The 11,507-nt window shown below is 42.1% G+C and carries 13 protein-coding genes and 1 pseudogene; 4 read left to right on the top strand and 10 right to left on the bottom strand.

The features are described from left to right. From V7K56_RS34925 to petC, 4 genes and pseudogenes are all read right to left on the bottom strand, one after another. A pseudogene (locus V7K56_RS34925) lies at positions 1-239 on the bottom strand (hypothetical protein); the annotation flags it as partial. Between the two features lie 82 nt (positions 240-321). Beyond that, positions 322-1,770: a protein kinase domain-containing protein gene (locus V7K56_RS34930; protein WP_334918407.1), complete on the bottom strand. Its 1,449-nt coding sequence runs from the start codon at positions 1,768-1,770 to the stop codon at positions 322-324. A gap of 532 nt (positions 1,771-2,302) precedes the next feature. Beyond that, the gene (gene petA / locus V7K56_RS34935) at positions 2,303-3,304 is read right to left on the bottom strand and encodes a cytochrome f (RefSeq protein ID WP_334918576.1); all 1,002 of its coding nucleotides are present in this window, start codon (positions 3,302-3,304) and stop codon (positions 2,303-2,305) included. Positions 3,305-3,416: 112 nt separating this feature from the next. Beyond that, complete coding sequence (gene petC, locus V7K56_RS34940) at positions 3,417-3,956, bottom strand: cytochrome b6-f complex iron-sulfur subunit (RefSeq protein ID WP_334918409.1); 540 nt, start codon at positions 3,954-3,956, stop codon at positions 3,417-3,419. A gap of 229 nt (positions 3,957-4,185) precedes the next feature. Between petC and V7K56_RS34945 the strand changes: the two genes are divergently transcribed. Next, entirely contained in the window at positions 4,186-4,494 is a 309-nt protein-coding gene (locus V7K56_RS34945; protein WP_334918411.1) for a DUF3067 family protein, read from the top strand. 581 nt (positions 4,495-5,075) lie between these two features. On the opposite strand, the gene V7K56_RS34950 is transcribed toward V7K56_RS34945, so the two are convergent. The 5 genes from V7K56_RS34950 to tatC all read right to left on the bottom strand — a co-directional run bounded on the left by V7K56_RS34950 (position 5,076) and on the right by tatC (position 8,306). Next, positions 5,076-5,402 carry a hypothetical protein gene (locus V7K56_RS34950; protein WP_334918413.1) on the bottom strand — a complete coding sequence of 109 codons (327 nt, stop codon included), beginning with the start codon at positions 5,400-5,402 and terminating at the stop codon, positions 5,076-5,078. Further along, a complete protein-coding gene (locus V7K56_RS34955) occupies positions 5,392-5,760 on the bottom strand; it encodes a hypothetical protein (protein WP_334918415.1) in 369 nt (122 codons plus the stop codon). Before V7K56_RS34955 ends, V7K56_RS34950 begins: the two co-directional genes overlap by 11 nt. A gap of 46 nt (positions 5,761-5,806) precedes the next feature. Continuing rightward, positions 5,807-7,021, bottom strand: coding sequence for an Nramp family divalent metal transporter (locus V7K56_RS34960; protein WP_334918417.1), 1,215 nt, complete (start codon positions 7,019-7,021; stop codon positions 5,807-5,809). Continuing rightward, positions 7,018-7,446 carry a hypothetical protein gene (locus tag V7K56_RS34965; protein ID WP_334918419.1) on the bottom strand — a complete coding sequence of 143 codons (429 nt, stop codon included), beginning with the start codon at positions 7,444-7,446 and terminating at the stop codon, positions 7,018-7,020. Before V7K56_RS34965 ends, V7K56_RS34960 begins: the two co-directional genes overlap by 4 nt. 65 nt (positions 7,447-7,511) lie before the next feature. Next, entirely contained in the window at positions 7,512-8,306 is a 795-nt protein-coding gene (gene tatC, locus V7K56_RS34970) for a twin-arginine translocase subunit TatC (protein ID WP_334918421.1), read from the bottom strand. Positions 8,307-8,845: 539 nt separating this feature from the next. On the opposite strand from tatC, the gene V7K56_RS34975 reads away from it, so the two are divergent. Together V7K56_RS34975 and V7K56_RS34980 are read left to right on the top strand one after the other, a co-directional pair. Next, positions 8,846-9,076 (top strand): hypothetical protein, encoded by a 231-nt coding sequence (locus tag V7K56_RS34975; RefSeq protein ID WP_334918423.1) that lies wholly within the window; start codon positions 8,846-8,848, stop codon positions 9,074-9,076. A 41-nt stretch (positions 9,077-9,117) separates the two neighbouring features. Beyond that, positions 9,118-9,975, top strand: a complete 858-nt coding sequence (locus tag V7K56_RS34980; protein ID WP_334918425.1) for an SDR family oxidoreductase — start codon at positions 9,118-9,120, stop codon at positions 9,973-9,975. A 677-nt stretch (positions 9,976-10,652) separates the two neighbouring features. On the opposite strand, the gene V7K56_RS34985 is transcribed toward V7K56_RS34980, so the two are convergent. Further along, a complete protein-coding gene (locus V7K56_RS34985; RefSeq protein WP_334918427.1) occupies positions 10,653-11,291 on the bottom strand; it encodes a PEP-CTERM sorting domain-containing protein in 639 nt (212 codons plus the stop codon). Positions 11,292-11,314: 23 nt separating this feature from the next. Between V7K56_RS34985 and V7K56_RS34990 the strand changes: the two genes are divergently transcribed. Next, a complete protein-coding gene (locus tag V7K56_RS34990; protein ID WP_334918429.1) occupies positions 11,315-11,467 on the top strand; it encodes a hypothetical protein in 153 nt (50 codons plus the stop codon). Positions 11,468-11,507: the final 40 nt, after the last annotated feature.

Here is an 11,507-nt window from a genome sequence, read left to right on the forward strand (position 1 = left end):
GCTGGAGTTTGCTCTGGAGTTGCTGGAGTTTGCTCTGGAGTTGCTGGAGTTTGCTCTGGAGTTGCTGGAGTTTGCTCTGGAGTTGCTGGAGTTTGCTCTGGAGTTGCTGGAGTTTGGCTTGGTTGTTCCCGCTGTGCTAAAGTTACCTGTGGCAGAACAGCTACACCAAAACTGGCGAAGAAGAGTAACGAAGCAGTAGAAACAATGAATTTCAATTTTTTAGATGATTTTTGTTTCATTTTTTGTTAAGAAATCTGATTTACATTCAATATTAATATTTATCATTATTCAGCAATGCTACACATAATACATTAAGTTTTTCTATATATTACATGATAAATTGCTTCCTTGCAATTCTCCATTCTGCCAAATTCCACTCTTAAAAGAGCCATTTGCGAATTGAAATATTCCTTGCCCTTCACAGTGCCCAGCTTTAAAATTGCCTCGATACTCACGACCATCTTTCCATCTCATTTTTCCTAGCCCCTCAAATTTATCGTTGACAAATTGACCTACATAATCTTTATAAAAACTGGTATTTGGGGAATATGAAAATATGCCACAACCATTGCGCTGATTATTGTTGAATTCTCCATAGTATCGACTACCATTCTTAAATATCATTACTCCCTTACCAAATGGATTGTTATTTTTATCTCTAGGTCCATAATATTCAGTACCATCTGAAAACTTTATATCGGGTTTTCCAGTTGAAGGAAGTGAAGTTGGTTCAGAACTGCAAGGTAGTGAAATAAATTGTTCAGTTTTTTCAGCTATTTGGGGAGATTGCTGTTTGGTAAAATAAGATAATGCAAGCATCGCCACTACTCCTACTCCGATTACAGTTCCAGCTAAAACTTTCCCATTAAATCCAAATATCCGCCTGTTTGTTGATTTTGGTTCTACAGGAGAAACTGAATAAGTTGGAGCTAGGACGGTAGTCCAAGATGTTGAGGATGCCAGTGCTTGTAACGCCTCTGCTGCTGACTGGTAGCGTTGGCTAAAGTTATAACGCACCATTTTTGTTAAGATATCAGCTAGGCGATCGCTGACATTTGTCCAATGACGCCAGATAATTTCGCCATTTGCATCCTCTGAGAATTCTTGAGGTATTCTACCTGTCAAAGCTTGAATAGCAACAATGCCCACTGCAAAGATATCGCTAGACAATCTTGGCTTAGAACTAGCTTGTTCATTAGGCATATAACCATTGGAGCCAATGATAATAGTCGAAGTCACTTGACCTTGAGTATTTTGTGCCAAACCTTTAATTTCTTTAACTGCTCCAAAGTCAATCAGCATAATTTTGCCATCATCGCGTCGGCGCATCAAGTTTTGCGGCTTGATATCTCGGTGAATAATATTCTGCTGATGTACCACTACCAAAACTTCAAGAATTTCCCGTAACAGTTGAACTACTTGAGCTTCATTCCACGGCTGGTCAGGAATTATCTCTGTAGACAAGTTCTGTCCATTTACAAATTCTTGTACTAGGTAAAATTCCCCATTTTCTTCAAAATGAGCGAATAATTTGGGTATTTGCTTGCTCAAGTTCCCTAAGCGGTATAAAACTTCTGCCTCTTTTTCAAATAATCGTCTGGCAATTGGTAAAACTGTTGCATCGGAGGTTTTCGGTTTTAAGTGTTTGACAACACATTTGGGCTTGTTAGGCAAATCTAAATCTTCAGCTAAATAGGTATCGCCGAACCCACCGCTTCCTAAAAGCCCTACAATTTTATAGTGGTTGCGGAGAACTGTATTTATCACCATCCATCTTACCCCGTAGGATGTTGTTGGCTAGATTCTATCACTTTGACTGCTGTTGCCATTGAAAATGATTATTATTACTATTTGCTACTCAACAAGTGGATTTGTAGCAGTGGCAGACACCGCAAGGATTGAGCGAAGAGAGTTGCGCCATCACCTAAAGAAAGATTTCTTTACTTTGTCTGATTGATTGTTGCTGTTCTTCTATTAGTTATTGCAATACACGGTCTGCCTCTGACCAAAAGCTGAGGTCTTCAGAGTTTACTTCCCCGATGAATTATACCAATTCACAATTCGCAATGACGCTCTCTACAAGACGCTGCGCGTAGCTTGCAACTCTTACAGAGTACGCGGACTCGCTAACGCAATTGAGAAATTTAGATACAGCAAGGCAATCCCTGTTATATCTGTTGCCTTATTTTAGAGAATTGGTATTAGTGAATACTCTAGTTCACTTAATTGGTTTCTATAGAACATAACATATAAAAAAGACAGGCAAGATGCCTGTCCTACAAAGGATGATGTCGCAAAAAATTTAGAAATTCATTTCAGCAGCTTGAACTTTTTCAACCTGCTTCTTCTTCAGCACCAACATAACTTGAGCCAACATTACAAGAGCGATAAACGCAATCATCCATTTGACTCTAGAAGCGTCTTGTAATACGATTTCTCCATCTGTTTGACCGAATCCACCAACGTTCGGGTTGCTGGTCAAAGCATCACCAGTCTTAACTGCTTGACCTTCGGAAACAAGCAGGTCTGGTCCTAAAGGAATCGTATCAACAACAACATCACCCGATTCAGGTTGGATGTTTACTAAATATTTAACGTTACCGTCTCCATCTTCCTCTTTAGCAATCTTGGTAATTGTGCCAGTAGCGGAAGCGTTGTAAACAGCGTTATTGCTCTTTTCGCCAGTGGGAAAAACTTGTCCGCGTCCTCGATTACCACCTACATGAACTGAATATTTACCGAAGTGGATGTTTTTGTCAGTTGCGGGGTTGGGAGAAAGAACTGGGAAGACGATTTCTTGATACTGTTCACCAGGTAAAGGACCGACGATGACGACGTTATCTTTGTCTTCGCTGTAGGGTTGGAAGAAAGTGTCGCCAACTTCTTCTTTAAGTTCTTCGGAAATACGGTCTTCAGGAGCAATCTTAAAGCCTTCAGGTAGCATTAATACAGCACCGACGTTCAAGCCAACCTTAGAACCATCGGCACCAACTTGCTGCGCGCTCAAATCGTAGGGGATTTTGACTACAGCTTTGAATACAGTGTCAGGTAGCACCGATTGGGGAACTTCCACTTCTGTAACCTTGGCGGCTAGGTGACAGTTGGCACAAACAATTCGCCCTGTTGGTTCGCGGGGGGTTTCGGGATAGGTTTGCTGTGCCCAAAAGGGATAGGCGGCAGCCGATTGGGGAAGGGCTAGATCGCTGGTGAAGTAAAATGTCACAGTGGCGATCGCTATGAGCAATGTTTTTACAATCGCTCTAGCACTGCGAGTTAATCTCGCTGTTATGAAAACATTTCTCATCTCTATAAGGGCGACAATTGAATTAGTCATTAGTCATTAGTCATTGGTCATTAATCATTAGTCATTAAGCCCTGAACGAAGGACAAATAACTAAGGACTAATGACAAAATTATTAACCCCACCAAGGTGCATCACCTGTGCGGAAGTCGGTTTCAGTCCAAGGGGTTAAAACGATTTTGTCGTCGTTGACGTTGGTATGGGCTAAAGCCAGAGACAGAGGTGCTGGGCCCCGAACAACTTTACCAGTTTCGTCATACTGGGAACCATGACAAGGACATTTGAATTTGTTCTCAGCAACGTTCCAGGGGACGACACAACCTAAATGGGTACAGATGGCGTTAATGCCATAATCTTTGATCGCCTCTTTGCTGTCTACCACAATATAGGTAGGATCTCCCTTTAATCCTTGAACTAGGTTGCGATCGCCTGCATTCCGGTTTTCTAGAAATTTAGCGACGCTAACATCGTTACCTAGCTCGTCTTTTGCTGTTGTACCGCCACCAGCGCCACCTGCTGCTGGTGGAATAAAGTACTTGACAACGGGATACAATGCACCCAGAGCTACTCCCGTGACAGTCCCAAAAGTGAGCAGATTCATGAACTGACGACGCCCCATATCGGGCACGTCTGCTGATTCAGAAAATTGAGCCATAATCTACGCGCTCTTTGTGTATTTTGTTAAGCATTTTGACAAAAGTACTTGTACTTGAGCAACTCTTGTCTAAGTCGAAATGCTAGCGCTCACAACGATGCCATACTTCTTTGTTCCAAGATATATTTAGCATCTTTTCTGTTAGCATTACATTTCTTTATATCCTTATCATACTGGAGTCACGGAACTTAACATCATAACTAAATGTAAAATCTGATTGAGAAAAGCTATGACAGGACAGGAATTACGTCAGATATTGCTTGATAAGTGGGGATATTCTTATGATGTCCAGTTCCGGCGGACACAGGGAAAGATATTTTTGCAGGTTATGTGGAAATACGTCGAGCAAGTTTCTTTTCCTTTAAGCGAGGCGGAGTACCAAGAACATCTCGATAGCATTGCCAATTATCTTCATGCCTTGGGTGGGTCAACACAGGTACAAAAATTTATTGCTCAAACACGCGATCGCCCCCGCCTCGGCAAAGCTGTCAGCATTCCTCTAGATTTAGGTGAACGTTCTTCGGAATGGATATTATGACCCGCTGTTGGATTAACATGATTAATAACTCCCGGTTTGCCCATTTTTAGGGGAGTTACAAAAAAGCATACTCAGGTATAAAAGATTGACTAGCAAGTTTAGTATAAATGTATATTTACTTGATGTTTGTAGGCAAACTCTACTATGCCTTTCATACATAAATTGGGTGCGCCGGGAACTATTCGCAGCTCATTATCGGGAAGTGAGAACTAGTACCGCAAGGCGGAAGTCAAAAGGAGCCAGTGCGTTGGGGAGCCAGCGCGGTCTTGGGGGTTTCCCCCATGAGCGACTGGCGTTCGGCTTTGCCGACTTGTTCGCGCAGCGTCTCCCTTTGGGAGAAGCAACTGGCGTTCAAAAGTCAAAAGTATTATGCAATAAGCTCTTTAGGGCTTTTCAATGGTCTGCTTATTTACGCCGTGCTGTACTAGTGTTTGAATATTAAAAACAGGATTTTCATTACTTAATATGTTAAATCCGTCTACTAAAAGATTTGAAACCCTTGCTAAGTAATAATAGTAGTCTTATTACTAGCATTTTATGCTGACGCGCTAAATATAGCCTTCTGCCCTGAATTTTAAGTTTTATTTTTTGGAATTCTCTAATGCTTTTAAATCATCTAAGGTACAGAGCAAACGAGGCTTTTCAGGGTCAGTCAAATCTAGTTGCTCCCAAGATATTGTATAGCCACTATGGATCTTGTGTGCCCCAAGCAAGTGTAAGATTCTCAACCCAATTGTCCAAACAGATAGTCTTTTTAACACAGCAGTGGTTCCAATCAGATATTCCTGAATAACCCATTCTTCACCTTGCTGTTGGGCATGTACTTCCTCAATGCATCCGGCGGGTTTACCAGTTGAATCTAATACTTGTTTGCCTAGTAGCAGTTCCAGATGAATTTCACTTGCCATGTTCTGCCCCTGGAATTCGGCTAATAATGTGTTCCCGAAGCCATTTTTCATAAGCTAATGCCGGAGTTGTGTCAGCTTCAATCTCAACTTTGACATCAATACCAACATCCCGCACTTTTGACCACGGAATTCTAAAGGGTTCACTTTGTTTAGCACCCCAGCTACTTTCAATTGCTGCTACCCACCTTCCCAAACGTGGATGAATACGTCGTGCAAGAATTGTCATACCAGTTTCGATATAAGTGAGTCGTGGCGGTTCTCCATCGCGTAACTCGATGACAACTCCATCGACTTTGCCCAGATGGCGGCGATCGCTGTCAACTAATTGGTTATCAAGTACATCTCTAATAATGTTCATTTTCTATCACTTCCAGTTGATTATTAACAAGAACGCACACCAGTGATCACCCTCCAAGAATTTCTAGTGGAATAGCAATGATCGCTAACACGAATGTCAGCACAATTGTAAAGATCACAACACTATTACTTATCCAACCGTTACGATACTTGCCGACATATAATTCATCGTTCATCAATACCAGAAATGGCACAATCACAGGTGGCAAAATCACTGCTGTAATTGCCATTGAAAACAAAGTCAATTGCAATGGGTCGATCCCAAATACCATTAATAACGAAGCGAGAAAGACAAACACAGTGTAGACCAAACTAAAGCGTGCGGCATCTTTTGGCTTCAGATTTTCGCCCCAATTCCAACCAAAGGTCTGAGCAACAATATAGGCTGTGTCGAGAGTCACCTCCAGTGCTGCACCAAAGCAAGCAATGCCCAAGGACGCTGCAAATAGCACAAAGCCCCAGTAACCAAAAGCTTCTGTCAACATCAATGCCGCTTGTTCGTAGCTATCTACCTCAATGCCTTTGGGTTTGAGTACCAGTGCTGACACAATCAGCACCCCTAGCGATACGACACTACCAAAGCTCATCCCTAAACCAGCAACTGCGCGATTTACACCAATATACTTTTCATCCCATTTATCTTCTACTGCTCCAGATGAGTAGAAGTAAAATAAATAGGGGCTAATCAAAGCACCCAAAATCCCAACTCCAAGATATAAATAATGAGCGGTATTTTGTTGTGGCAGAGTTGGCAACAAACCACCGCCAAGTTGTGTTAGAGATGGATGCAACTTAAAAGTAGCGACAACAAAAACTACTGTAACCAACCCTAATAGGGAAATACCATTTTCAATAATGCCAAAGTTACCGTACCAAATTAGCAACCAAATTGCAAAGGCAACGGGTAAAGCATACCACTGAAAGCTAATACCCGTTAGCAGTTGTAAGGCAATGCAAACACCACCGATTTCAGCTGCTAAAACTAGAAAATCAACTACGACTTCAGCAATCAGTGGAATAATATAAAAATTAAACCCAAAACGTTCACGCACCGCAGCAGCTAATGTATGCTTGCTAACTGCTGCTAACCGCCCAGACATTTCTACCAAAAAAATCACACAAATTGTACCCAGGATAATCGCCCAGATTAGTTGAAAGCCGAAAATAGATCCAGCCTCTGCTGCTGTGGCGATCGCACCCACATCCAAGAAGCCACCAATACTAGTCACAATGCCCAGCGCAATTTCAAAAATTTTCTTCATGGTTTATTCTGCTGTGGTAGTTGCGAGTCTAGTGTTCGTCCTTCTAGCGATAAGTCCCCAATTCTTTGTGCCACTACAGAATAATTTTCTTGTTCAATTGAGGTTGATATTTGCTCCGTGATTTTTGCTAACTGTTTGATATGACCTAAAAGTGCTAATTTGTAAGACTGGGGAATAGCCGTAGATGATTCTATCTGGGCTATGTTGTCGGTTTCTGTTTGCAACTCTTGCTGTGCTTTCTTGAGTGTTTGTTTCGCATAGACCTTTGGCACAGCACCTCGTACCCAAGCATCAGCAACCATTTTGCTTGTAGCTGTCCATGACTTTACAGTTTGTAGTTCTTGTGTAAGCCTATCTGTGGCTGCTTCGCTACAAGCGGTTAATAATGTCAACCCTAATAAATAACTTATAAAGATCCTTTTCATCAGATGTCCGTTTTCCTAGCCCTCCTTAGAACTGATTCACTCTCACCTATAACCGATTCCAGAGGTTATTTACCTGTAAGCTTCACTAGTCCCACACCACCAAAATAAAGCGCTAAAACTGCTCCTGCTAAGAGACTTTGAGTCAGGGGGTCAGTAGAAGGCGTGAGGACGGCTCCTAAAACTACTGCTCCCATAATCACGTAACGCCAACCAGAAATCATCCGTTCTGACGAGACAATGTTCAAATTACCGAGCAACAGTTGAATAATGGGAATTTGAAATGCTAAACCAGTGCTGAATAACAATAGCAGCACAAATTCAAAATATTTATCAATTGACCAAAGTTGTTCAACTACATCTGCTCCGTAGCTAATGAAAAATTTCAAGGCTGCGGGGATAAGGAGTAAATAAGCAAATACTAAACCCGCCCCAAACAGCACACTCGAGCCCAAAACCACAGGCCCCAGTATACGGCGTTCGCGGCGAGTCAGTCCTGGAAGCACAAACTGGATAATCTGGTAAAGAATGAAAGGACTAGTAAGTATGAGGCCAGTGTAGGCGGCAACTTTCAGGGAGACAAAGAAATATTCTCCAGGTGCAAGTTGGAGAAATTTGACTCCTTGTGCTGGAACCTCAAGTAACTGGACAATTGGCTTAACGGCAAAAAAACAGCCAATAATGCCCACTGCTACGGCAATTAACGAATAGAAAATCCGCTGTCGCAACTCTTCTAGATGGTCGAAAAGGGACATTTCGACTTCACCCGGTAACTCATCAAGAGGATCGGTGTCTGAGTTGCCATATCCTTCTGGGTCGAGGTTAGGAACGTTTACAGTATCTACGTCTTGTGAAGGCGTCACGTCACTTCGCTCCGAATTCAAAATTCAAAATTCAAAATTCAAAATTAACAATACCCTAAATTTATTTATGGGCTTGTATCATGAGTGTTTGTAGGTCATCGACCATTTCGGTGACTCAGCATTCTTCACTATTTTATCTGGGGAATGCAGCTACTAATATATGTTTTTGGGTGCTGTGGGTTTTTTGTCCTGTTTTTTGGGTTTGCATCTGCATAAGTAAGTAGGAAGCCATCTTGTAGGTAATGCCTAATCTAAAATAAAAAAGGGTGGAACCGATAATTTAGAAATCATGTCTCTGCGGTTAGTAGTCTGTCCTATTGATTTTGATAAGTTAGTAGTGAGCACTTCAGTGTTTAGAGAATAAAGGACTAAAGTCCTTACTACGAACTGGCTTACCCATCAATTTCGGCTTGACAGACCACTAGTAGCGCTGAGTAAATTGCCACAACATCAACATTTAATACTCAGTTTTAAAAATCCGGTTCATCAAAGTGGCATCTATACAGATGGTAATCGGAAATTGTTAACTGAGGTTGAGTATGAACCGGATAATTTGCATTGCCCTAATGGCATTGCCTGTTTATTTATACAATGTTGAGCTAGGCAATACTTCTAGTAGTGACGTGACAATTGTTAAAAACCAGTATTCCACAATAGCTACTTTAATTGCTTACAGTACAAATGCTCAGTTACGCATCTTGCCGTGGCAAATATCGGCTAGAGATGACCAAACCGAAGATTGCCTTCGTGCTGGCACTTGCAAAGATTGATAAGAAGAGGCAGGAGGCAGCTCCATCATCAAAGGAAATTAATGGTTGTAGAAAATCAACGTACAGTAGTGGTTACAGGAGCCTCAACAGGAATTGGTCAAGCGTGTGCTTTGCTTTTAGATCAATTGGGCTTCTCTGTTTTTGCTGGAGTGCGTCAAAATACTGATGCTCAAACACTCAAACAGAAAGGGTCACAAAGGCTGATTCCGATTTTTTTAGATGTTACTGATGCTGAATCGATCGCAGCCGCGGTTAATCAGGTAACAAATGCAGTTGGTGGTGTGGGAATTTTAGGTTTAGTGAATAATGCCGGAATTGCTGTTCCTGGCCCGTTAGAATTATTAGCGATCGCTGATTTTCAACACCAGATGCAGGTTAATGTCACTGGACAATTAGCAGTGACACAAGCATTTCTTGGTCTTTTACGCCAAAGTCAAGGTCGAATTGTCAATATAGGTTCCATTGCTGGTAGAAGTCCAACGCCGTTTTTGGGTGCTTACAATGCTTCTAAATTTGCCTTGGAAGCACTCACTGATGTGATGCGGATGGAGTTACGACCTTGGGGAATCTCAGTTTCAATTGTTGAACCTGGTTCTATTGCTACCCCAATCTGGGACAAGTCTCTCAATCAATCTGAAGTAGCACAGCAGGATCTACCCGAAACGGCACACAATCTCTATGGTCAGGCGATGAATATTGTCCGCAAAAAAATGCAGATTATCGCATCTAGAGGAATTTCGGCGGATATTGTGGCTCAAGTTGTTGTCCATGCGCTGACTGCCAAACAACCCAAGACACGCTACCTTGTTGGACAAGATGCCAAAATCGGAGCGTTACTGAAGCATATTTTGCCCGATCATTTGCATGACCGGATAATTTTATACTCAATGGGTTTGTAGATTACTTCCTGAGCATTTTTAAGGGTTTTTCGCCCTGATTTCAGAACTAATTCTTCCTCATGTCAATACTGTTTAGTTAAGGAAAATAGAGGGTAAAACGAAGAAGAAAGTATTCGCGGTTTATATGACAATGTTTGCGAATTCATCTAAACCGCAATTTATAGGGGAAGGCGCTACAATATTTCTTGGCTTTGAGGAATAGCGCTCGCAATTGGCCAACAGAGTCGATATCAACACATTTGACCGTTGTCTCATCGTAATATGGGAGCGTCGAAAGGTTTATTTTGAGGCATTTATTGACCAAAACAGACTCATGATACAAGCCCCTCTCTTACAAAGTTGAGGCAGTCCGTTGGCGGGGTTCCCCCGCTTAAAGGAACTGCCGTCTGATGCCTGCGGCGGGCTACACCAACGGATAGCGCAGCGTTAGCGAGTCCGCGAGCGTCGGAAACCTCCGCTCAACGCCAGTTGCCCAAGTCGGGAAACCCTTCCTGTGCGACTGGCTCGACTTTGCACTAAATTTATTTATTTGCGCTAAATTTATTTATGGGAATAATAATTTTGAATTTTGAATTTTGAATTCCCCGCAGGGTTTGACTTGGCTACTATCCACATCTGGATTCACAAAATATTATTAGTGGGATAGGTTCATTAAAGAATTTTTATACTTTATATGCCTAAGTCCTGTAGATTTTCTTTGGCTTTTTTGAGAAGAATGCAATTCTGTTACTGCTGAGTGCTATACCCAACATGCCAACTACCAGGGTTCCCAAAACAGTTGTCGGTTCAGGAACCGCAGACGCTTTAATCTGATTCGTACTCGAATCGAGTAATTGAGTATAGTCTGCTGTAATATTTTGGTAAAGATAAGAGGTCGCTCCCGGAGAGATGAAGATACGACCCGGAGCCTCAACATTGCTGAGAAAAACATCACCTATGCCACTACCAGTGCCAACATCAAAAGCCCCAAACAAATTGCCTGTGGTCGTGTCAAAGTTAAACTCGAAAAACTGATTGCTTGATACACCATTAACAACTTCGTTGTTAGTTCCAATCAACTCCTGTGATGGATTGAAAAAAGAAACATTGAGTGACCGCAAGGCTTTTGTAGTTCCCACACCACTTTCGGAAATTATGGCTGGGGTAGTGCTTTCATCGTAGCTGAACGAGCCAGAAGCCGAATAACCAGCATTACCTTTCCAGTTAAATGTTAAGTCAGCAGCTTGAGCCAGATTAGTAGAAGCAACGATAGAAGTCGCACAGAGTGCCAAACTAGGTGCTATCTGCGCTGCGGCTAGGCTGAAAAAGCTTTTCATGGATTAAATAGCCTCCTATTGACATGATGAGTAATATTACAACTATGGCGGTGGTGGTGGATGCCAAAAATGAGCAGGCGCGGGCTTTTTCTGAATATCATGGATTTACTGTGTTTCCTGGCCAGCCTAAACGCCTGTACCTGCCAATGGCGATGATCGCCAGACAGTTCAGTTGAACCTTTCTAATTTTTGCGAACTGAAACATTGAGAACCGCT

The organism is Nostoc sp. (assembly GCF_036917535.1).
Classification (GTDB): Bacteria; Cyanobacteriota; Cyanobacteriia; order Cyanobacteriales; family Nostocaceae; genus Nostoc.